A 22,336-nucleotide genomic window follows, 5' to 3' on the forward strand; every position below is an offset into this window, starting at 1 on the left:
AATTTTAATGGAAATAATAGTCGAAATTGTTAGAATTTTAGTTGATCTTAACATACGAAAAATTTATAATGCGTAATATATCCGTCATATTATAAATTCGCACCAGAAAGGAAGGATGTATCTTGCTTTTATTTATTCTCAGTAAATTCCCACCCTACGCATTTCACTGTACAAAAAACTGATAGATCCAAGCCATTTTTGAAAGCGTTATAACAACTAGATAAAGAAAATGAGGTGTTCACTTTGAAGAAAAAAGGACTAGCGGTGCTTCTGACCAGTGCAATCGTTTTGTCTTCTGCTATTACGCCTGTTTTTGCCGAGCAAGCCCAAACGCCAAAGAATGGGATCTCCAAAATTGTCAGGGATCATTACGGAGTTCCACATATTTATGCGAGTACCGTTGAGGATCTATATCGTTCTTATGGTTACGTTATGGCACAGGACCGCCTCTTCCAATTAGAAATGTTCCGCAGAGGCAACGAAGGTACAGTAGCCGAAATCTTCGGTGAAAAGTATTTCGCACGTGATCAGCTCATGCGCAGAGATGGCTATACCAATCAAGAAATTGAAACAATGATTGCAGAGATGGACCCTTTTACCAAGAGCAAGAACTGAAAAACGCGGGGATCGTAGCCCAGCTGGAAAAGCAATACGGCAAGGAAACCGCACAAAAAATGTTTAACGATATCGTCTGGAAGAACGATCTGGCTGCCCCTACCAGTGCACCTGGCAACAAAACCGCTGCTGCGATGACTGCCAAAGCGGATACGAGCAGTAGCACCAAGCAACCGTCCGGGGATGTCATGCAGGCAGCAAAGAAGCTCACTGCTGCTCGGGAGAATTTTGAAAGCGATTCCAATAAACTGGGCTTGCCATTGAAGGTCGGCAGCAACGCTTTGCTCATCGGTCCGAAAAAGACAGCCTCTGGCAACGCTCTCCTCATGAGCGGTCCACAGGTAGACTTTTCAGCTCCAGGCTTTTTATATGAGGTGGGCTTGCACGGACCTGGCATCAATATAGAAGGCTCGGGTTTTATCGGCTATCCGTTCATTATGTTCGGGGCAAATGACAACTTCGCCCTAACAGCGACAGCGGGCTACGGTGATGTCGTTGATATTTTTACTGAAAAGCTCAATCCGCAAAACCCGCATCAATATGAGTTTCAGGGCAAGTGGGTAGATATGAAGAAAAAGGTTGAAACCTTTGAGGTACGTGCTGAGGATGGGACGACCAGAAAAGAAACGAAAGAATTTTATTCTACTGTACATGGTCCCGTCATTTTCTTTGATGAACAAAACAACACCGCGTACAATAAAGCATGGACATTCCGCGGAACGGAAGCTCAAAGCTGGTCTGCTTATGTACAAGCCAACTGGGCAAAAAACATCAAAGAGTTCGAGGATGCGGCACACAAATTCACAATGTCGCTCAACTGGTTCTATGCAGATAAAACCGGGAATATCGGGTACTACCACGTGGGAAAATATCCGATTCGGGATGCTCGCGTCGATTTGCGCCTGCCTACCCCAGGCACTGGGGAATATGAGTGGAAAGGCTTCCAGGACACAGCCAACAATCCGCATGTGGTGAATCCGGAGGCAGGCTTCGTCGCCAACTGGAACAACAAGCCTACACCTGAATGGCAAAATAACGAGCAATCCTTCCGTTGGGGCGGCGATCACCGCGTCCTGCAATATATTTCGCAAATCCAAAATCGCGACCAAATCAAGGTAGAAGACTTGAATGATTTCAATTACTACTCCAGTATGGTCAACCTGAAAACGACGCAGTTCAAGCCGTATCTGCTCAAGGCATTGCAGAACAACCTCGACAAGGACCCGCGTTTTCAAGCAGCCTATGACTATCTATCAAAATGGAACAACCTGAATCTGGATGAGAACGAGGACGGCAACTATGATAGTGTCGGTCAAACGATTTTTGAAGCCTGGTGGTCTACCTTCACTGAGAATGTATTTAAACCGACCTTGGGTGATGCCTACGCTTCTGCGGGCAGCATGGTCAGTCTGTACACGAGCACCGGCTTGCTCCTGCGAGTCCTGCAAGGCGACGAGGCTGTGCTTCCTGTCGAATACGACTGGCTACAAGGCGTAGACAAGGAGCAATTTCTGCTGACAAGCCTTACTAAGGCACTGGATAAGCTGGAAAAAGAAAAGAAAGACATGAATAGCTGGCTGACCCCGATCCGCACCATCAGCTTTGGCGGGGAAACCTTCCTCGGTATGCCGCATGGTCTGGGAACGCCGAAGAAAATTCTCGATATGAACAGAGGTAGCGAAAACCATTATCTTGAGCTGACAAAGCAAGGCCCAACAGGAGTAGCTATCACTCCCCCTGGTCAGGTAGGCTTCGTCAAAAAAGACGGCAGCATGAGCTCTCACTATGACGATCAGATCGAAATGTTTGCAAACTGGGAATACAAGCCATTCCTGTTCACCGAAGAGAAGGTCAATGAGCAGGCCGTTTCCACTGAATTTTTGGAAGTAGGCGATGAAGGTGCTACTACCGCTGCACCTCTAACCCCTGCCGCATCCACATCAGACTCTTCTTCGCCTGCTACGCTGAATGGCAAGCCCGTGCCTTTTGCTGTCATCTCAGTCAAGGACGATGTGTTGTTACCCGTTCGCAGCTTTTTTCAAGAAGCAGGCTACACGGTTTCCTGGCAACCGGAACAGAGAGTAGCGCTGATTGAAAACGGAAAAAACACGATTATCATTCCGCTCACGGGTTCAGACGCAACGGTAAACAAACAGCCCTATACGCTGCCTAAGAATGCTCTGATCAAAGAGGGCCGTATCTATCTGTCTTATACGACCTTGGTCGATATGATTGGAGGCAAAAGCAACAAGAATCAAGGTACGCTTGAGCTCGTTACAAGGTAAACGTAATTCAATAAAGAGGCTGTCCATGAGGTCGGTTTAACCGGCTTCCTGGGAGCCCCTTTTTCTTCGTATTCCACTAGTCGTATTTCTCGTCCTCGATCCTCGTCTCTCCTTCTACGATCAGCTCCAGCTCTGTCTCGAAGTTCAACAGGATTTCCACGGGCAGCTGTTCTTCCAGCTTTGCCATATCCGGCAACAGCAAGGCATCGTCCAGTGTCGTTGGCTTTGATTCCAGTTGTCCAAACCATTTCCGAATTTGCTCCATCAACTGATAAAAGGAAGCCTCAAATGTGTTTGCATCATCCTCGGCGTCATCCTCGTGGCTCTTTTTCATCCGCTCCCAATTTTCCAGCATCGTATGCAGTGCCTTTTCGATCGTCGCATCCATGCCTCGTCCCCTCCTCCATCTGTCACAATTTCTTCTCATTATGAACCCATTCCTCGCTCATTGCCAACTCACTTTTTCCTCTCATCATTTCCATTTTTGTAAAATCGTTGCGATTTTTGACACGTTTTATAGCCCGGTTGAGTCATCCGAAAACGGAGACGGACTGCTATGCTAAAAGTGGCTCAAACAAGGAGCGGAAAGGGGGAAGAACCCTGATTTGGAGATGGAAAAGCCGCAGTTTTTTCCGCTATCTGACACTGGCAAGCATGGCCATACTCATCCATTTTCTGGTTCCAGCTGGCATAAGAGCAGCAGAACCCGGCAACACCCTGCAAGCCATGCTCGATCAGGCCCGCCCCGGGGATACCATCACCATAACTGAGGGGGATTATGAGGGACCGATACGCATAACCAAGCCCCTCGTCCTGCTGGCAAACGGGAATGTGAAAATTACAAATCCCAGTGAAGAAGCTACTGTCACGATCCAGAGCGACAAAGTCACGATCCAGGGAATCAAAATCGTAGACAAACGGATTAACAGTGAGGATGCAACCCTTTTAATCAGGGGCAATCAAAACGTATTGGAGAATATCGTCATCGAAACGATGGGCACAGGCATACAGCTACGCCAGGCCAGCTCTAATACGCTGCACAACATTCAAGTCATCGGCAAGGTAAAAGAGAAAGGCGCAGGAAGCGACGCGGGACACGATCACAGCAAGCACCTGACAAAAGGCCAAGAGGCACCAAAGAGTAACGTCATTGCGCAAAAGGGAAATGGAATCGACTTGTACGATTCACACCAGAACCGGATCATATCCAATCAGGTCACGAACGCCTTTGACGGTATTTATGTGGAGCGAAGCAATGGAAATGAGATCACGCAAAATTACGTAGAGAAATCGCGGTACGGCTATCATTTCATGGGAACCTCAGACACCATCCTTTTGGAAAATACCGGGAGCGAAAACGTGACGGGCGCCATGCTGATGGAGACGACCAAAGCTGCTGTTCTAGGCAATCAACTGCTCAAGCAGCAAAAAAACCCCAACTCTCAAGGAATTCTCCTCTATGAGGTGACGAATTCGAAACTCTTGGGCAATCAGATTGAAGGCAACCGGGTCGGTCTTTATTTGGAGCGATCGGAGGGAATTACGGTACGCCAGAATCAGCTAAAACTCAATTTTATCGGGATGCAGCTCCTTAACTCGCGTGACAATGTACTGACTGAAAACGTGTTTGTCTCCAACGTCATTCAGGCACAGGCACAGGATAGTACGACTGATCGACTGGATGGGAACTACTGGGATAATTTGCAAGGGCTAGACGTTGACGGTGATGCTCGCAGCGATCTCCCTTATGAAATGAATCCCTTTTACCTCGGTTTGACGGATGCTGTTCCTCCCTACCAGTTGTTTTTCCAGGCACCGGGCTTCGTTTTTCTCGAAGGACTCTTTACCAACGGGACGGGCACGACCATTCGCGATGCCGCTCCACTGATGAGTCCACCCGACTCTCAGGCTCATGATGTCGGTGGAGGCAGTAGCTGGTTGACAGGTATTTTAGGAGCACTCTTATTGCTCGGGAGCAGTTCAATTATTTATACAGGAGTGAGAAAGCAATGAAAAAATGGATAACAACATTAGGTGCAATTGTAGGAATTAGCCTCATGATGATGGGCTGCGGCAAACAGGAAGCACAGCCAGCCGAGATTGCTGAGGGTGTAGACAAATGTGATATTTGTCACATGCACGTTCCAAACGACCACAATGCCACCCAAATCGTTCTCAAGGATGGAAAGGTTCTGAAATTCGATGATATCGGCTGCATGCATGAATGGACCGAGAAAAATGGCACAGAAACAGTCGATGTCCAGTTTGTTCGTGATTACTATACAGCTGAATGGACGAAAGCAGATCAGGCTGCCTTCGCCTATGACGCAACGTTCAAAACTCCTATGAGCTATGGCATCTACTCCTTTAAAGATAAAGCAGCAGCAGAATCATTCGTGCAAGAGCAGAAAAAGGGTGTTGTCACAGACCTGAAAGCACATACGTGGGAACGCAGCATGAGCGATCATATGAACAAGGACGGCCATTCCACTGGTGGGCACCAGCAGAGCGGTCACTCTGGCGAAGGACAACAATCGGATGGACATTCTACTGACGGTCACGCTGAGAGCACACCAGCGGCAGACAGCAGCGCTCAATCAAAACACTAGTATAAGGACGTGGAGAACGTGCACATCAATCTGATTGCCAAACGGGAAGTGAAGGTAGGCTTCCGCAATCCGTGGTCATACTCGTTTATGGCCCTGTTCTCCCTGTTTAGTCTCGGACTGCTCGTCATCCAGTCACAATCCTATATGCAAGGCTACACGTATACGACCGGTACGATGCTTAACCTGATTTTGTACCTGCTGCCCCTGATGACGATGCTCCTCTCCTCCTTTTCTCTCACCGCAGAAAAGGAGGAAGGAAGCTGGCAGCTATTGTCCACATATGCGATGACCACCTCTTCTTTTTTGCTGGGGAAATACCTCGGGCAAGCGGTCGTCCTCATTTCGATCGTTTCCTTTGGCTACGGACTTTCCGGGCTTGCTGGCGCATTGCTCGGGAAAAGCTTTTCGGCCACAACCCTGTTGTTTCTATTCGTCTTTTCGCTCTGTATTATTCTGTTGTTTCTCGGGATTGCATTGTTGATCGGGGCACTGAGTCGGAACCGTTGGCAGGCTTTGACGATGGGCGTTAGCATCTGGTTTTTCTACATTTTAGCTTGGCCTACGCTGCTCATTTCCCTGCTCAGCTTTGTTCCGTACACGTGGATCAAGCCCATTCTTCAAATCGTCACCCTGCTGAATCCGGCAGAGTTCGTCCGTGTCTTCTCTGTTGCCCGGCTTGGGGGTGGCTCGATTTTTGGGCCTGAGTACTACAAGTGGATGTACTGGGTCGATTCCCCGCTGGGAGATATGTGCTTCGTTGCACTTTGCCTGGCCTGGATTGGCGTCACACTCTATATCGCCATCAAAGCATGGGAAAGAAGGTGAGAAACGTGGACGTATTTGGACTGGAGATTAACCAGGTAGAAAAAGCGATCCAGGGGAAAACGATCGTGCATCCTTTTAGTCTGCGGATTGAGCCAGGAGAGGTCGTCGCTTTGTGCGGCGGTAATGGTGCAGGAAAAAGCACGATTTTGCGGATGATCGTCGGGATTTTGCGTCCTACCTCCGGAACGATTCAGCTCAATGGTCTGAATTGGAACGAGCAGCGCGTCGATTACTTGCAGCAAATCGGTTATATGCCCGATCATTTTACTTTTTCCCAAGGGCTCACTGCCAGTGAAACGATACAATTTTACGCCTCGCTACGCAGTCGTTCCGCAGAAGAAGCAGAAAACGTGCTGGCGGCAGTAGGGCTACACGAGCATCGCAACAAACGCGTTTCCCAGTTTTCCAAAGGAATGCAGCAGCGCCTTTTGTTTGCTCAAGCGATTTTGGCTAAGCCTGCGCTCATCATCCTCGACGAGCCAACGAATGGGCTCGATCCGTATTGGATGGATGGATTTGTGGATCTGGTGCGGGAAATCAAGCTCGCAGGCCAGACGGTCATCTTTTCTACGCATCAGCTGCAGGTAGCCGATGCCATCGCAGATCGCGCCATCTTTTTGATGAATGGGCAAATCGTTCGAGACAGCCCAATCGAGGACTATCAGCAGCAGTACGGAGGTACAGGATTGTACGGTGCATTTTCGGAGCTTTTTTCGAAGGCACAGGTTTAAATATATGGCTCTGTTAAACGTTGTTGTTGATTTTTAACCAAAATAAAACCCACAAACTACATGTGGGTTTTTTACCTTTTACTGAACTATTGAACTCCGTTAGTTGAGTCCCTTTAATTTGGTTTTACATTGATTTCCGTTAAAGTTCATGCATCACGAAGTCCCACCGAGTTAAGGCAGCTTGCTGCAGGCCGCGGTTAGTCGGTGCGGATGTGTCCCGGCAATTACTTCCTCGTTCCTTGTTTCCGGAACCGAGGGTCGCCCAGACCCGGAGCGTGAATGCGGTGTTTATATGATGCACCCGACTATTTTTCAGTTTAGTCTTCTTTTAAACGTCACTTATTTATTACCGAGTTGTTCCGCCAAACCGATTAGAAGTCCTTCAATTCCACGAATGTAGCAGAGCCGATACGAGTCCTCGTACTGAACCACTTCGCCAACGAGCTGAGCACCATACTTAGTGAGTCTGGATACCATTTCGTCAATGTCTTCAACGGTGAACATGACGCGTAGATAACCGAGGGCATTTACAGGAGCAGTTCGGTGATCTGATATAGTAGGTGGGGTGAGAAATCGCGAAAGTTCAAGTCGGCTGTGGCCATCTGGGGTAACCATCATTGCAATCTCTACACACTGTGAACCCAGCCCGGTTACGCGACCAGCCCATTCCCCTTCGACAGTAGCTCGCCCTTCGAGCTTCAAGCCAATCTCCTCGAAGAAAGAGATTGCGTCATCAAGGGATTCTACAACGATGCCAACATTGTCCATTCTTAGTAATTTGTTTTTTGCCATAGTTTTATCTCCTTATGTGTACAAATTTATTACCTGATCGTCTTCATATTTATTTTATCAAGAATTACTAATTCCTTCCAAACGATTAACATCTTGTCACAGTTCATGATAACAAAGATAAGTCACAGTATAGTAAAATGTGAAATTTGGTTTTACCGATGTGGAGGAATGGTTCCCTCAATGCATAACGAAGCTGCCGAATGATTACTGGCAGCTTCACTTGTGTTTGTTCCACTATCGAACTAGACAGGTTTGTGATCCCAATTCATGTCGGATTATAATATCTATATACTCTAAACTGTTATTCAGGAGGCGTTTTCCTTGACAAGAAAAAAAGTCCCTCGTTAATCCCGTGCTCCGCCGCCTTCTCCCCTAAAAAACGTGACAATCACAAACAGGGAGGTTGGCGGATTATGAAGCCCTTTATTATGGATTGGAAAGACCTTTACTTTGGCGTCGAAATTGAATTTGTTGGGGGTAAACCCGAGGTAGTCGAGCTCTTACCAGGCTGGACAATGGCTTTGGATGAACTGCAAATTGATGATACCGGCGAAGAGTCGGGCAGCGAACTTCAAACTCCCCCCATTCAGTGGGAAGATCGGGAACAAATCAACGAGATGTTGTTGAGGCTCATTGCGACAGAAGCGAGGATAAATTGGAATTGCGGACTTCACGTCCACGTTAGCATGGAGCCTTGGGGGGAAGAAGCAATTCCCGATTTTATCGATGCTGCGTTGCAATATCAAGAATCAGTGAAATACTTATTTAATACGAGTGAAGATCGGCTGGTATACTGCCCTCCTGTCACCTGGGAAATGAGGGATCAGTATCTTTCCGCCCCTGGGGATGCGGCTCTTCGACATAGAGGGCGTCCTCAATCCCATCGGTGTGGTATCAACATTGCTGCATGGTTCGATAACAAGACAGTAGAAATTCGTTATGCTAACGGCACTTTGAAATACGATGAAGTAATCACTACCGTCGAGTTTTGCCTTCGCTTCGTTGCAGCCATTGGTGCAAGACGCAAGCTTTCTTGTAATCCCAAACAAATGGCAAATGACCTCGGAGTACCTGTCACTGGGTATCCTCCGCCCATTCCTGCCCCACTTTGGTATCGAGAGAGAATATGGTTAGAAAATATGTTAGTACCGATATTAACCCCTATAACCACCTGTATTTTCCCAGATAGCGAAATCCTTCATATATTGCCTAGGCCAGATGGTTTATTGGTTGCAATCGAGAATACTGACGGCAAGATTATTAGATACCTTTTCCATTTATCTTCAAGCGGCTGGAAAATTGAAGGTAAGCTCCCAGATTAATAAGATTGCTTTATCTGCCCCCCTATAACGGCTTGATGACCATCAGCACGATAACTGCAATCATCAGCAGCTGCGCCGCCGACTCTAGCGGCGCGATCTTTTTCATCGCGTGGGAGAACTCGGCAGGAACCTCATCCCCACGGCTTGCCGCCACGAGCTTCGTGACTTTTTTCAAACGAGGTTCGATGAGTGCCCCAATCGCGACCACCATGAGCAGCGACAACAGGATGGACACATTCAGCCACATCTGGGACAGTCCCATGCCGGTTATGATCATGAGCCCAATCCCGGTCGCGATCAGAGCGGCTCCGCCTATTTTAGGAAGCCAGGAAAGCTTGGCCGTGATATCGAAGACAAAGCGAAGCTGGCTGGCAGTTTTCGCGGACCGGCGAATGGCAGGGATGAGGAAAGCAGAGCCCATGAAAGCAATCGTCGAGAGTATATGCAAAACGAGCAGCAATCCGAACATACAAGGTCGTCTCCTTCCGCGCTCAGCTTACCGGCAGCTCGCTTTGGTAAGCGAGACCGACTCTTTTGCCTTTAAACGGCCCTGCAAGCTCAAGGTGGTTCAGCATAAAGTTCGCTACATCCTCGTAAGCGACATCCAACTCCTTAAATCGGCTGAACAGGTGGCCGGCAACTTCGGCTTCGGAGAAGTCCTTGATGGTCTCTGGAACAGGCACGGGCAAAATGTCTGTGCTCACATGCAAACGAACGGACGACGGAAGATCGGCCGATTTGACCATCGTTCCCGGACACATGACGGACCAATCGAGCTTGGTCTGACGCAGCCGATCCAGATTCCGGTTGTGAGTTTGGTACATGGGCGGGAACCCGGGCAAATTATTTCCGATCAGATCGGTATAAGGAATGTCGAGCAGCCCGGCGCCTCCCATTAGCCATACCCGTCCGGAAAACCGTGTGATATTTTCACACTGGCTGACGATGTTATCCACGATACGAACAAATTCTTCTCCTTGGGCGGCATGACCGGCTGCGATAATAGCGGCGTCTTGCTGCGAGAGAGCTTCGTAGACGCTTTCCGGATCCATGATGTCCTTCGAGATCACCTTCACTTGCCCCGTAATCTGCTCGCCTTGCTGCTCATAAAGCTTCTCGGGATTGCGCACGAAGGCGGTCATTTCATGCCCCCTATTAACGCCTTGGGCAAGTACCCTTCTTCCCGTATTTCCCGTTGCTCCGAAAACAATAATTTTCATCGTTCATTCCCTCTTCCTGGTGATTTCCAAATTTTCACTTGCTGGATTGACTTAAGCTTAGCACCGACCTAAAATCTTGGTAAGAACCCACTTTAATGTAGGGTACTTACTTGAAAGTAAGCTTGAGCAAGGAGGGATTGAATGGAAGCTGGCGCAGAGGCAGCAATGGAGAGAAAATGTCCTATTGAAACGGTGATTCACGTGCTCGGCGGGAAGTGGAAGCCTGCGATCTTATGGCTTTTGTTAGACTCCACCAAGCGGTTCAGCGAGCTGGAGAAGCTGATTCCCGAGGTGACGCAGAAGATGCTGGCGCAGCATTTGCGGGAGCTGGAGAACGACCAGCTGGTGACACGGACGGTTTATCCATCGGTCCCCCCGAAAGTGGAATATTCGTTAAGTGAATATGGCAAGACATTGGTACCTGTAATGGAAGTCATGTGCGAGTGGGGCGAAACCCATCAACGGCCGGGCTCAAGGCAGGCTATCCTGGTATCTGCAAGTCAGAAGTAGATGCGTTAATGTACGAAAAAAGTAAAAAAACCCATTCATTTTTGCTGCTCTTGTTACTGTGTATTACTTTTGGTCACGAAGGAGCGTCGACAGATTGTCGAGTGTATTAGACCAGCCGTCGTACACATACTGATCGCCGGGGTGACCAGCGAATCCGCGTAGATGGAAGATCATCTCGGTGCGATCGCCCTGTGCGGTGAGGGTTAGGGTCACGACAGGGGAGTCCTCGATGGGAGCATCGGGGTCACCCCAAGTAAAGACGAGCCGTTCAAAAGGAATGACGTCAAGGAACACTCCTCCAGTGCGATACTCCTGGCCGGTTTCCTTATTAACCATTGTGTAGCGGTAGCGTCCGCCTTTGCGGACGTCGAAGGAGATTGACTCCAGGGGTGTCGAAGGTAGCCAGGCGGCGAGTTCCTTGTTCTCGGTCCAGGCGCGCCATACGAGCTCGCGGCGGGCGTTCAGAGTGCGGGTGATGGTGAACTCCGGTGCAGTGGTCATGTTCAGTGTTCCTCCTTTTTAGTCATAGACTTGAGGTGCAATTCCAATGCGTCGAAGTGCTGGTTCCACTCGCGGCGGTGCTTCTCGACCCAGGCCAATGCCTCATTGAGAGGCTCAGTGCGCATCGTCAGGGTCCGCCATTGGGCTTTTGCTGTGCGTTCGATCAGCCCTGCTCGCTCAAGCACTTTGAGGTGTTGGGAGATCGCGGGTGCGCTTATCTCGAAATGCTCGGCGACCTCCCCGACTGTAGTGGCCCCCTGTGACAGCCTTGACAGGATGTTTCGGCGCGTCGGATCGGCGAGCGCAGCAAAGATGAGGCTGAGTGTGTCTCTGGCAACCAATTAAGAACCTCCTTAATTAAGGACATACTTAATAATAAAACGCATTGTGTGGTCGTGTCAATCTGCTTGGAATGGGCATAAATTCACAGATCTAAGGATGCCGGTGCGAACCTCGCCTATGTGAGTCTCCCACTGAATAATCCTGCCTTTCCATTGAATAATGAAAATCAACAATCAAATAATAACAGAGCCAATAAAAAAGGAAAAAGCAAACCGTATTGATACACATGCATGCGGTCTGTTTTTTCCTTTTTTGTATTCGGGTATGATTGCTTATCCTTTTGCTTCCATAAAAAAGACAGATAAAAACTTTCGTACGCTAATCCGGCATTTCGTTGTTTTTTCGCCCGCCTCAAGCTCCTGCATGCGCTGGCGAATTTCTTGAAAATCAAATAGGCGCGGAGCAAAATGCTCGAAGGTAGGGTTGGCATAGTCGGTTAACCCTAGTGAGGACAAGTGGTTGAATGCTTGCAGCACCATTCGTCTGATCCTCTGCTCCATCGCACGGACTTCTTTTCCCATCGACTGCTCGTCCAAAGTACCATGCAGCTTCAGCAAAATCTGCGAGTACAGCTCCTTTAGCTGAATATCGCGAAGCTGATCTCCCCTGCGCTCCTCTTGACCCAGCCATTGGATAATCAATACCAGATCAGGAGCTCCCGCTTCACTCGCGATTCCCAGCTGGAGCAGGAGCTGCTGTGCCCTTTGTGCCAAGCCATCCTGCTCTGAAAAAGAAGCAGGCTTCGAGCCAAAATCAGCTGGCTCCTGTTTTCCTTTGATATCTAAAATCTGCAGTGACTTGCGAATGGTGTGTAGCGACGCCTCCAAAGACAAGTAGTCCGCTACCCGCTTGAGGACAGACATGACTTCCAGTCGATTGATTGGCTTTTGGATAAAGGTATCAATGCCTTGCAGGTACGCTTCACCAATCATCTCTTTGTTTTCCACCTGCGACACCATGATGAATCTGCCCGCAAAGCCTTCTGTTTGCAGCTTTTTAATCGTCTGAATACCGTCCAGCTCAGGCATCAAAAGATCGATGATAATCACGTCGACCCCAAATAACTGATCGATCGACACCTGATTCCCATCACTTGCCTGACCTACAATCTCTCCCAGACCGCTATCCTGAATAATTCGCTCCAACATTCTTCTCACGACCGCATCGTCTTCAATCAGAAAAAAACGGATCACGACACGACCTCCTTTCTGAGCAGTTGATCGGTTGGAATTTGCACCTCAAAATGCGTCATGCCTTCCCGATCGTGCAAAATATGCAAGCTGCCCTGCAGACTTTGGACAATCCCTCTGGCATGCGTGAGTCCAATTCCTGTAGATGAATTTCCTTGCGCATCGTATTTCGTCGTATATCCAGGCTGGAAAACCCATTCTCTTTCCTCACGGGGAATCCCCGGCCCACTGTCCAGTACGTGAAATACTATATTACGATGATCCAGCTTGACGAACAATTCCACACTTCCCGCTTTATCGATTGCCTCTACGGCATTGGCTACCAGATTATTCAGTACAGAGAGCAACGCGTAGATTTGGCTCGTCGATAGCTTCACCTGACAATTCCAGGTGAACTCAATTTCCTTGTCCAGCATTTCTGCGTATTTTTGGTTCGCTCTGATCACCAGTCCACACAGCTCAGCTACCGGCAGATGGGGAGACAAGTCTTCCTGGTCCATGAGATTGGACAATCCAGCGAGCATTCGTTGCGAGTCCTTTTTCACCTCGTGTACATGCTCTGCAATCGTGAGCGCTGTAGGCGATTCCGCATGCTCCGATTCTCGCAGCCGACTGTATAGCTGATAGCTTTCTCGGGTAATTTCTTCGAGCTGCGTCATCGATTTTCGCAAGTAAAAGGCCTCTTCGTACAATTCGGTATTGATCATGCGCAGACGCTCCAGCTCCTCCTGACGCACCGCTCCTACGGCTCTGACCTGCCTTATCGAGACACTGTTGTAAAGACCCACCACAAAAAAGCTGCGCAGAGCACCAAAAAAGAGGAGCATGAAAGCGCTCTCCCAAGTAAGCATTGGGTTATCACTAAAAATTTGACGTACTTGAAGCTCCACGATATTGGAAAGGAAATCTACCGATGCCCCGATCAAGCCTACTAATAAAGGATATTCCAAATACTTTCTCGCGCGAACGAAATAAATTAAGAGCGAAAAGCTGAAATAATAAAAGGCAGAGGGCAAATGTACAAAAAAGCTTTCTGCCCACGTTCGATAATCGATGAGAACATCGATCCCTACGCGAAACCCGAGAATAAACGTCCCCGTTAAAAAGCCTGTCAGGAGTACCGGTACGGATTGAAACCAGAGCAATCCGAAAAAGAAAGCGGCAATTCCTAGAGAGAAGCGAAAAGAACCCCCAAAGGGATTCACCTTCATCTCCCCGAAAAAAGCCGATGCCAGCATAATGACACATAGTATCAATAAACGCTCGCGCATAATAGCCCCTTTCTGAGAAAAACCTGGCTTACCGCCAAACCCAATAGCAAAAGCCTTCGTTCTTATACTTTTCCCTTATCCGGCTAGCAAAATCAACCCTTTTCTCAAGGAAAAGAAAAGATCTCCCATTCCTATTTTACAAAGAATTGGAGATCTGCACAAAACGGTTATGACCGTTTTCCCCTCTCGTCGGGGGACAAAAGTGTTTGACCACAAGCGGTCACATCTACTTTTATGAAAAACGTTGAGACGTTTTTCACAGAAAAAATTTATGCGTGCTTATTTTCCAAACGCTTGGAAACAATCGACAACGCATAGTTGACCACAAAGTACATGACCGCCACGAGCAAGAACGTCGGAATAACGTAATTGACATTGCGTCCGTTGATAATCTGTGCATGGTTCATTAACTCAGGCAGAGCAATAATGACCGCCAACGAAGTATCCTTTAATAACGAGATAAACTGGCTAACGATGGGTGGTACCATCCGGCGGAGCGCTTGTGGAAGCACGACATGCCAGAGAGTTTGTACATAGTTGAGTCCTGAGGAACGAGCGGCTTCAATTTGTCCCTTTTCCACCGAGTTTAATCCGCTGCGCACTATCTCGGACAGCATCGCAGCCTCAAAAATGACCAATGCCAAAACCGCAGCATAAAATTTATCGAGCTTGATGCCCACTTCTGGCAGAGCAAAATACGTGAAGAAAATGATCAAGAGAAGCGGCAGATTACGAACCAGTTCAACTACTGTAGCGAGAATACGAGAGACGACCGGAATGCGCGCGTAGCGAAGCACCCCAACCACTATCGCAATCGCAAAACTAAATACAATCGACAGAAATGCCACCTGCAAGGTGATCCAAAAACCTTCTAGGAGAAAGGTCAAGTGACTTGGCGTATATGCCCCGATGAAGTCCATGGTGTCCCCTCCTTATTAGCGACCTTTCGCCAAGCGTCGTTCCAAGTAGCTTACGAACGAGCTTAACGGAAGGGTTAGAATTAGATAGAAAAGACCCACGAAAATGTACACATCAAACGTAATAAAAGTATCGGCTGCAATCAGATCACCGAAGTACATCAGATCGAGACCAGCAATTACACCCAAAACGGACGAGTTTTTGACCAGATTGATAAACTGGTTTCCCATGGGAGGAATGACCACTTTAATCGCCTGTGGCAATATAACGTAGCGCATCGTTTGCAAGTAAGTCAGACCCGAGGAGCGTGCAGCCTCCGTCTGTCCTTTGGGAACGGCCTGGATTCCAGCGCGTATGGTCTCCGCAATAAAGGCGGCGGTATATACAGTTAGGCCCATTGTTCCTGCAAGAAATGGATTTAGCACAATTCCGATGGATGGTAGTCCCACGAAAAAGAGAAAGACTACGAGAATCAATGGAATGTTACGTATAAATTCCACGAATGCAGCACCTATCCAGTTGAGTGGGCGAATCGGAGAAATGCGGAAGATAGCAAAGATCGTTCCTAAAACGAAGCTGCCAATCAGTGCGAGCAGGCTCGCTTTCAAGGTATTTCCAAACCCCTCCAGATACATATCCCAGTGATCAATCAAGATTGAAAAATCAATCATCTCTGTTACGAACCCCCTCTGGCGTAAGAAAATAAGGGAATGAGCGGTAATTACAACCGCTCATCCGTAATGGAGTCGAACAGCATTATTTTTTCGGCTTTTCTCCAATCCATTTTTCATAAATCTTGTCGTATTCGCCGTTTTCTTTCATTTCTTTCAACAGCTCGTTTACTGTTTTTACGAATTCTGCATCGCCTTTGCTGATCGCAATTCCGTATGGTTCTTCTGTAAAGGTTTCTTCTGTTACACGGTAGTTCGGATCTTGTTTTGCCATTCCGTACAAGAGAGCGTTATCTGTAGTGAGCGCATCACCTTGACCAGCTTTTAGCGCTGTGAAGGCTTCTGCGTAGTTTTCGAATTCAAGAATTTCTGCATCCGGTGCACTCGCACGAATGTTTTTAGCGGAAGTAGAGCCTTTGGCTGTCACGACCTTCATTCCTTTTTTCAGGTCTTTAATGCCATTGATGCTGCTATCCTTTTTCACGAGCAAGGATTGACCAGCCAGGAAGTACACATCAGAGAAATCAACTTCCTTTTTGCGCTCTTCCGTAATCGTCATCGTAGCAATAATCGCATCAATTTCGCCGTTTTTCAGCATCGGAATCCGCGTTTTGGAGGTTACTTCTTTCAGCTCAATTTTATTTTCATCCCCGAGCACCTTTTTAGCGATTGCCTTGGCAATATCAATATCAAGACCTTCTACGTTTCCAGTTGCCGGGTCCTTCAGTCCAAACAGATTCAAGTCATACTTTACACCGACAACAAATTTGTCTCTTTCCTTCATTTTGGCAATTGTACCTGCACCGGCTGCTCCAGTAGACTGACCGCCTGGCGCTGCTCCTTCTGAGGTCTTACCGCCTCCACAGCCTGCTAGTGCAGTTGCGCTCAGCATGAGCACCAATCCCATTCCAGCTACTTTCTTCCATACCTTGTTTGCTTTCATCTGAATACCCCTTTTCTTTCTTTGTTTTAGATTCTAGTGGTTCAAAATGCGGCTCAAGAACAAACGCGCACGCTCTTCACTCGGATTGGCAAAGAACTGATCCGGCGTCGCTTCTTCCAAAATTCGGCCTTGGTCCATGAAGACGATGCGATCGGCCACTTCCCGGGCAAAGCCCATCTCGTGCGTCACGACGACCATCGTCATACCTTCTTGCGCCAGCTTCTTCATGACATCCAGCACTTCTCCGATTGTCTCTGGGTCAAGTGCGGAGGTCGGCTCATCAAAAAGCATGATTTTCGGCCGCATCGCCAGTCCGCGCGCAATTGCTACACGCTGCTGCTGTCCACCGGAAAGCTGTGTAGGGTACATGTCTGCCTTTTCAGGAATCCCTACCTTTTCCAAATAGTACAGAGCTGTTTCGTCCGCTTCCTTTTGGGAGACGCCGAGTACCTTGACGGGCGCGAGCGTGATGTTTTCCATTACGGTTTTATGCGGATAGAGATTGAAGTGTTGAAAAACCATGCCGATGTTGCGGCGTAGCTTGTTAATATCCGTGTTTTTGTCGTTCACCTGTACATTGTCAACGACGAGCTCCCCACTTGTAACCGTTTCCAATCTGTTGATGCAGCGAACCATCGTACTTTTTCCTGAACCAGACGGGCCAATAACCACGACGACTTCTCCCTGGTTGATATGCAGGTCGATGTTCCTCAGGACATGAAAGTTGCCATAATGCTTGTTCACTTGATGAAAACTAATCAACCAGATTCCCCCTTGCTCTCTTTCCTAATTTGTATCGTATGAACGCTCTACCCAAAACTACTGAAAAAGACTAAAGAAAATATTATTTTTCTTTACAATTTTCTAATAATAGGGGTTATTGCATGAAATTCTTGCGAAAATGGGGGATTTTTCCTACTGATCTCTTCATTCAAGCTGTAGCGGTGGGGAGAAAAAGGGAGAAAACGCTCCAGCTTCTTGGAACACTCTCTCGGGTCATTCCTGGCCGGCTCCATTCTAAAAGCGAAACCCGCGTCCAAAAGTGGTCGGTTCAAGAGGCTTCTCAAAGTTGGACGCTAAGGGCGTGTTTCTCTTTTTCCACTGCGCCTTGGTAGGTGTTCCAAAGAGCTTCGCTGCTTTCTCCCTTTTTCTCTGCGAGCTTTGGATTTGGTCGTGTTTTTGGAAGACTGTTTTGGTAAAGCTACGATGAAAGATATCCTTAATCGAGCTGTAGCGTTGGGGAGAAAAAGGGAGAAAGCGCTCCAGCTTCTTGGAACACTCTCTCGGGTCATCCCTGGCCGGCTCCATTCCAAAAGCGAAACCCGCGTCCAAAAGTGGTCGGTTCCAGTAGTTTCTCAAAGTTGGACGCTAAGGGCGTGTTTCTCTTTTTCCACTGCGCCTTGGTAGGTGTTCCAAAGAGCTTCGCTGCTTTCTCCCTTTTTCTCTGCGAGCTTTGGATTTGGTCGTGTTTTTGGAAGACTGTTTTGGTAAAGCTACGATGAAAGATATCCTTAATCGAGCTGTAGTGGTGAGAAGAAAGAGGGAGAAAACGCTCCAGCTTCTTGGAACACTTTCTCGGGTCATCCCTAATCGGCTCCATTGCAAAAGCGAAACCCGCGTCCAAAAGTGGTCGGTTCATAACGCTTCTCAAAGTTGGACGCTAAGAACGTGTTTCTCTTTTTCCACTGCGCCTTGGTAGGTGTTCCAAAGAGCTTCGCTTGTTTCTCCCTTTTTCTCTGCGAGCTTTCTATTGATGTATGCTTTTTCTTTTGTGAATTTCTCGACGCAGCAGATATAGCTTGCCAGAGAAGCATGTTTCCAGGCGGAGCGACTCGCGAAGTCCTACTCAGCGGAGAGGCGATTCGCGGGCAACAGGAGCGTAACCCTGAATACTCTGCGTAGCGGCTACCACTTTTACGATCCCCCGCGAATCGGCTCGGAGCGGACAGTCAACACTTCCTCGCAGGACGTAGACCGGAGCGAAGAATGGAAACAGGCTTCTCCCCACCGCAGCCACGTAACATGAGTAACTCCCGCCAGAGAAGCATGTTTCCAGGCGGAGCGACTCGCGAAGTCCTACTTAGCGGAGAGCCGATTCGTGGGCAACAGGATCGTAACCCTGAATAGTCTGCGAAGCGACTACCACTTTTACGATCCCCCGCGAATCGGCTCGGAGCGGACAGTTTCACTCCCATGTAGGACGTAGACCGGAGCTGAGCATGGAAATCTGCTTCTCCTCACTGCAGCCACGTTACGAGAACAAAAAAGCTGCCCCTCTGGCAGTTTTGATCTGCCAAGGAACAGCTTCATTTTTTAAAACGATCTCACGCACCCGTCTTCGCTACACCCAGATTCATGCTACCGCTCTTGTAGCCAAGCAAATCCATCGTCACGTAGGAATACCCATACGTTTTGAGTTGATTCGTTATCTCTTCCTTATGCTGGAGAACGATCGGTATATCTACAGACTCGACTTCGATTCGTGCAATTTCACCGTGTGTACGCACACGCACCTGCCGGATTCCCAGCCCTTTTAAATACGCCTCAGAGCGATCGACCTTTATCAGCTTTTCCAACGTGATTTGCTCACCGTAGCTGATCCGTGATGACAGGCACGCAAACGATGGCTTTTTCCACGTAGAGAGGCCCAGCTCGCGCGAGAGCTCACGGATTTCTTCTTTATAGAGACCTGCCTCCTGCAATGGTGCTCGCACACCGAGTTCTTGAGCTGCACGAGTCCCTGGTCTGTGATCACTCATGTCATCGGCAATCAGACCATAGGCGAGATTCCGATAGCCTTGCCGCTCCAGAATGGGAAGCAGATGCTCGAACAAGCTTTTCTTGCAAAAGTAGCACCGATCGTGCGTATTCTCCGCATATCCCGGGATGGACAGCTCGGAGGTCTCGATCACCTGATGGGGAACCCCGATCTGCCTCGCCAGCTCTCTTGCTTCTGCTAGCTCTGATGTCGGATACGTTTCCGAATCTGCGGTCACTGCGAGTACGTTCTCTGCCCCCAAAGTATCTACTGCTACCCTCACCAGAAACGTGCTGTCTACTCCACCGGAAAAAGCTACAACGACTCTTTCCATTTGTCTGAGCAAGCTTCGTAGCGTCTCCACTTTTTGTTCATGCACCGTATAATCCCCCTCCTTTCTGCCACACTGGACAGACTGATCTTACTCCTCTACATAAGGTATTGTTAGCGGGCCAAGCGGAAGAACGGCCACTGTCATTTGCTCGCCGTACTTTTTCTTCAGCTCGTTCAGGTTTTCCGTAATGTCGCGCGTGGGTGTAAACATGGCCAGCTCTACGGTTTCATCAGACAAGCTGGAATACACATGCACATCTGCCCACACTTGAATAACTGCCTGCTTCTGCACCTGCCATTGGTCGAAGATTTTAAAGGAAGGATCATTGATCATGTCCAAAATTTCTTGCGGAGTCTTACGCATTGTCAAGATGCTGGCGTAATTGCCATGGTTGGGAAGTCCGTCCGAGCACTCCGCAGCGCAAATAATCGTTCCGCCTTTTTTGACAATTTTATGTGCAGCACTCATGCCTTTTACCGCTTGATACAGATTCTGGTCCAACGGATAGCCGGAATTTGACGTGATAACTACATCAAAGCGGTGGTCGCAGCGAATCATGGCATGCTCTTTTGCAAATGCACAGCCCTGATCGTGGGCTTCGAACAGCTCACCTGCAAAAACAGCGGTTATTTCTTTTTCGCGATTCAAAGTAACATTCAACATAAAGTCGGGCTTGCACATCCGATTGACTTCGCGGGCCATATCCTGCACGGGATTGTTCTCCATATTTCCCCACGTTGCCAGCGGGTCACCAATCATCCGGGCGTTGTGAAAGGTCATGATGGTCTCAATCCCAGCGATTCCAGGCATAATCCCTTTGGGTCCACCTGAAAATCCGGCAAAGAAATGCGGCTCGATAAATCCGGTCACGATTTTAAAATCCGCCTCGACGTATTCCTTGTTTAAATAAGCGTCACAACCGAAGCGGCTTTCTCCTACCTTGACCAGTTCTTCTTTTTCGTGGCAGTGATGGTTGATGACGCGCACATTGTCCACCACCCATTCGCCCAGCATCTGCACGAATTCTTCCCGCGTCTGGTCCCGGTGAGTGCCTGTCCCGTTAATCACCACGAAATTTTCCAGCGGAACATGCGACAGCTCCTTTAAAATCCATGGAACCAGCTTATGATTGGGAGTAGGACGTGTGATGTCGCTGATGACGATCGCTACCTTGTCTGTACCCTTTACCATGTCACGCAGTGGCTGAGTACCGATCGGAGCCTGGAGTGCTTGTCTTACCGCTTCCTCTTCGTTCTCCAGACCTGGCAAGTTTTTCGGTTCAACGATCAAGGAGTCATCCGGCACATCTATCGTCAATCCTTCTTTTCCATAAAGCAGAGTCGTTTTCATTCCATTCTCCTTTTCCAAACGAAATTACTCGCTACACATTGATCGGTTTTCCCGGTGTAAGATCCTCCTGTTTTCCGTCGATCCCTCTCTTTTTCTGCCAGTTATCTATGATAATGACAGCGACCGGGCAAAGAATAGCCGTTGTCAGAGTAGAAATCGAGATTTGGGCCGTAGCGATCTGTACGAGATCTTGATAAGCTTGGGCATCTGCGGCGGACATCATTCCTGAGCCCGAAGCTACCGCCGCTGCCGCTGCAATCGCTGCTGGTGTACCTACGGCGTTACCAGCTGTAGATGCTTCCGAAATAGGAGCAATCTGACTTTTTTCACGGAAGATTTTGAATACAATTATACCAGTAAAGCCTGTCAAAATCGTAGTCATCAGACCAAGAGCAAGTCCTGCAAGAAGAACCTCCATTTTGAGGAAAGTGGCAAAATCCATTCCGGCACCAAGTGCAAATGCGAAGAACGGTACTGGCAAAAATTCACCTGGTTTCAGGAACTCACGAATGTCTTGATCGAGGTTACCGAGCAGCATTCCAATACCAATCGGCAATAATACAGCGATAAATGCAATTACAGGGAAATTGGCGCCAAGCATTCCGAGTGCCATCAAGGTAAAGAAGGGACCGTCATTCAATGAGAGAACCGCAACTGCCCCAACATCCGAACGGTTACCGTACTGCGAGGTGAGAGCCGCGTACATACCGCCATTTCCATTGGTCATTGCGGCGATAATCGCAAGCGCTGATAACCCGAGGAATCCGTTCATCATATCACCGGAAAGGTATCCCCACAAGAAACCGACACCGACACCCGTGAAGTATTTGGATGCTGTCAGCAGGGCTCCTTTTTTCAAAGCTTTACCACCGACACGCAGATTCATTTGGCTTCCACAACAGAAAAGGAATAAGGCAATGAGAGCAATCGCACTGTTTTTAAAGAGAGCCTCGGCAAATCCGCCAATCCGCAATAACTCGTAATGTCCATCTTTGGTTGGCGCGACGCCAATCGCCTGTAACGCGTCCATCACAACCGGAATATGCATTTGGTCAACCGTGTTTAACAAGGCTCCAAACAACAACGGAACCACCATTAACCCACCGGGCACTTTTTCAATCGCCTTCTTTATTTGCATGCAGCAACCCC

24 protein-coding genes are annotated in these 22,336 nt (G+C 48.4%); 8 read left to right on the plus strand and 16 right to left on the minus strand.

All coding sequences use genetic code 11. The annotated features are described in order from the left end of the window. Positions 1 to 243 precede the first annotated feature (243 nt). Complete coding sequence (locus SB752_RS25425) at positions 244 to 615, plus strand: penicillin acylase family protein (protein WP_410718282.1); 372 nt, start codon at positions 244 to 246, stop codon at positions 613 to 615. Positions 616 to 638: 23 nt separating this feature from the next. After that, positions 639 to 2,900, plus strand: coding sequence for a penicillin acylase family protein (locus SB752_RS25430; protein ID WP_486304122.1), 2,262 nt, complete (start codon positions 639 to 641; stop codon positions 2,898 to 2,900). Between the two features lie 76 nt (positions 2,901 to 2,976). Here SB752_RS25430 and SB752_RS25435 read toward each other — a convergent pair whose 3' ends face one another. After that, positions 2,977 to 3,288, minus strand: a complete 312-nt coding sequence (locus SB752_RS25435) for a hypothetical protein (RefSeq protein WP_410718284.1) — start codon at positions 3,286 to 3,288, stop codon at positions 2,977 to 2,979. 116 nt (positions 3,289 to 3,404) lie between these two features. Here SB752_RS25435 and SB752_RS25440 point away from each other — a divergent pair, with 116 nt between their 5' ends. From SB752_RS25440 to SB752_RS25455, 4 genes are read left to right on the plus strand one after another with little or no spacing between them, the layout of a single operon-like run. Then, complete coding sequence (locus SB752_RS25440) at positions 3,405 to 4,913, plus strand: right-handed parallel beta-helix repeat-containing protein (RefSeq protein WP_410718285.1); 1,509 nt, start codon at positions 3,405 to 3,407, stop codon at positions 4,911 to 4,913. Next, complete coding sequence (locus SB752_RS25445) at positions 4,910 to 5,509, plus strand: nitrous oxide reductase accessory protein NosL (protein WP_410718286.1); 600 nt, start codon at positions 4,910 to 4,912, stop codon at positions 5,507 to 5,509. Before SB752_RS25440 ends, SB752_RS25445 begins: the two co-directional genes overlap by 4 nt. Positions 5,510 to 5,527: 18 nt before the next feature. Next, a complete protein-coding gene (locus SB752_RS25450; RefSeq protein ID WP_410718287.1) occupies positions 5,528 to 6,334 on the plus strand; it encodes an ABC transporter permease in 807 nt (268 codons plus the stop codon). Continuing rightward, positions 6,319 to 7,065 carry an ABC transporter ATP-binding protein gene (locus tag SB752_RS25455; protein ID WP_410718288.1) on the plus strand — a complete coding sequence of 249 codons (747 nt, stop codon included), beginning with the start codon at positions 6,319 to 6,321 and terminating at the stop codon, positions 7,063 to 7,065. The genes SB752_RS25450 and SB752_RS25455 overlap by 16 nt, the downstream gene beginning before the upstream one ends. Before the next feature lie 339 nt (positions 7,066 to 7,404). Here the strand turns inward: SB752_RS25455 and SB752_RS25460 are convergent, their stop codons facing one another. Then, the gene (locus tag SB752_RS25460; RefSeq protein ID WP_165100507.1) at positions 7,405 to 7,857 is read right to left on the minus strand and encodes a VOC family protein; all 453 of its coding nucleotides are present in this window, start codon (positions 7,855 to 7,857) and stop codon (positions 7,405 to 7,407) included. 413 nt (positions 7,858 to 8,270) lie between these two features. On the opposite strand from SB752_RS25460, the gene SB752_RS25465 reads away from it, so the two are divergent. Further along, positions 8,271 to 9,179, plus strand: coding sequence for an amidoligase family protein (locus SB752_RS25465; RefSeq protein ID WP_410718289.1), 909 nt, complete (start codon positions 8,271 to 8,273; stop codon positions 9,177 to 9,179). Positions 9,180 to 9,201: 22 nt separating this feature from the next. Here the strand turns inward: SB752_RS25465 and SB752_RS25470 are convergent, their stop codons facing one another. Both SB752_RS25470 and SB752_RS25475 read right to left on the minus strand, forming a co-directional pair. Then, entirely contained in the window at positions 9,202 to 9,648 is a 447-nt protein-coding gene (locus tag SB752_RS25470) for a DUF2269 family protein (protein WP_410718290.1), read from the minus strand. 22 nt (positions 9,649 to 9,670) lie between these two features. Next, a complete protein-coding gene (locus SB752_RS25475) occupies positions 9,671 to 10,399 on the minus strand; it encodes an NAD(P)-dependent oxidoreductase (protein ID WP_410718291.1) in 729 nt (242 codons plus the stop codon). A gap of 141 nt (positions 10,400 to 10,540) precedes the next feature. On the opposite strand from SB752_RS25475, the gene SB752_RS25480 reads away from it, so the two are divergent. Beyond that, positions 10,541 to 10,909 (plus strand): winged helix-turn-helix transcriptional regulator, encoded by a 369-nt coding sequence (locus tag SB752_RS25480; protein ID WP_410718292.1) that lies wholly within the window; start codon positions 10,541 to 10,543, stop codon positions 10,907 to 10,909. A 63-nt stretch (positions 10,910 to 10,972) separates the two neighbouring features. Here the strand turns inward: SB752_RS25480 and SB752_RS25485 are convergent, their stop codons facing one another. From SB752_RS25485 to SB752_RS25540, 12 genes are all read right to left on the minus strand, one after another. Next, complete coding sequence (locus tag SB752_RS25485) at positions 10,973 to 11,410, minus strand: SRPBCC family protein (protein ID WP_410718293.1); 438 nt, start codon at positions 11,408 to 11,410, stop codon at positions 10,973 to 10,975. Positions 11,411 to 11,412: 2 nt separating this feature from the next. Then, positions 11,413 to 11,751, minus strand: coding sequence for an ArsR/SmtB family transcription factor (locus SB752_RS25490; protein WP_410718294.1), 339 nt, complete (start codon positions 11,749 to 11,751; stop codon positions 11,413 to 11,415). A 273-nt stretch (positions 11,752 to 12,024) separates the two neighbouring features. Next, on the minus strand, positions 12,025 to 12,945 hold the full coding sequence (locus SB752_RS25495; RefSeq protein WP_410718295.1) for a response regulator: 921 nt from the start codon (positions 12,943 to 12,945) through the stop codon (positions 12,025 to 12,027). Further along, the gene (locus SB752_RS25500) at positions 12,942 to 14,213 is read right to left on the minus strand and encodes an ATP-binding protein (protein WP_410718296.1); all 1,272 of its coding nucleotides are present in this window, start codon (positions 14,211 to 14,213) and stop codon (positions 12,942 to 12,944) included. Before SB752_RS25500 ends, SB752_RS25495 begins: the two co-directional genes overlap by 4 nt. A gap of 269 nt (positions 14,214 to 14,482) precedes the next feature. Further along, positions 14,483 to 15,133, minus strand: coding sequence for an amino acid ABC transporter permease (locus tag SB752_RS25505; protein WP_103106821.1), 651 nt, complete (start codon positions 15,131 to 15,133; stop codon positions 14,483 to 14,485). A gap of 15 nt (positions 15,134 to 15,148) precedes the next feature. Beyond that, entirely contained in the window at positions 15,149 to 15,802 is a 654-nt protein-coding gene (locus SB752_RS25510; RefSeq protein WP_410718297.1) for an amino acid ABC transporter permease, read from the minus strand. 85 nt (positions 15,803 to 15,887) lie between these two features. Then, positions 15,888 to 16,745, minus strand: a complete 858-nt coding sequence (locus SB752_RS25515; protein ID WP_410718298.1) for a transporter substrate-binding domain-containing protein — start codon at positions 16,743 to 16,745, stop codon at positions 15,888 to 15,890. Positions 16,746 to 16,778: 33 nt separating this feature from the next. Then, positions 16,779 to 17,507 carry an amino acid ABC transporter ATP-binding protein gene (locus tag SB752_RS25520; protein ID WP_410718299.1) on the minus strand — a complete coding sequence of 243 codons (729 nt, stop codon included), beginning with the start codon at positions 17,505 to 17,507 and terminating at the stop codon, positions 16,779 to 16,781. A gap of 1,084 nt (positions 17,508 to 18,591) precedes the next feature. Continuing rightward, entirely contained in the window at positions 18,592 to 18,762 is a 171-nt protein-coding gene (locus SB752_RS25525; protein ID WP_410718300.1) for a hypothetical protein, read from the minus strand. Between the two features lie 307 nt (positions 18,763 to 19,069). Further along, complete coding sequence (gene larE / locus SB752_RS25530) at positions 19,070 to 19,882, minus strand: ATP-dependent sacrificial sulfur transferase LarE (protein ID WP_410718301.1); 813 nt, start codon at positions 19,880 to 19,882, stop codon at positions 19,070 to 19,072. Positions 19,883 to 19,924: 42 nt separating this feature from the next. After that, positions 19,925 to 21,187, minus strand: a complete 1,263-nt coding sequence (larA, locus tag SB752_RS25535; protein WP_410718302.1) for a nickel-dependent lactate racemase — start codon at positions 21,185 to 21,187, stop codon at positions 19,925 to 19,927. Between the two features lie 31 nt (positions 21,188 to 21,218). Next, the gene (locus SB752_RS25540) at positions 21,219 to 22,325 is read right to left on the minus strand and encodes a 2-keto-3-deoxygluconate permease (RefSeq protein WP_410718303.1); all 1,107 of its coding nucleotides are present in this window, start codon (positions 22,323 to 22,325) and stop codon (positions 21,219 to 21,221) included. Positions 22,326 to 22,336 lie beyond the last annotated feature (11 nt).

Source organism: Brevibacillus sp. SIMBA_040, assembly GCF_046535075.1.
In the GTDB taxonomy this organism is placed as follows: Bacteria; Bacillota; Bacilli; order Brevibacillales; family Brevibacillaceae; genus Brevibacillus.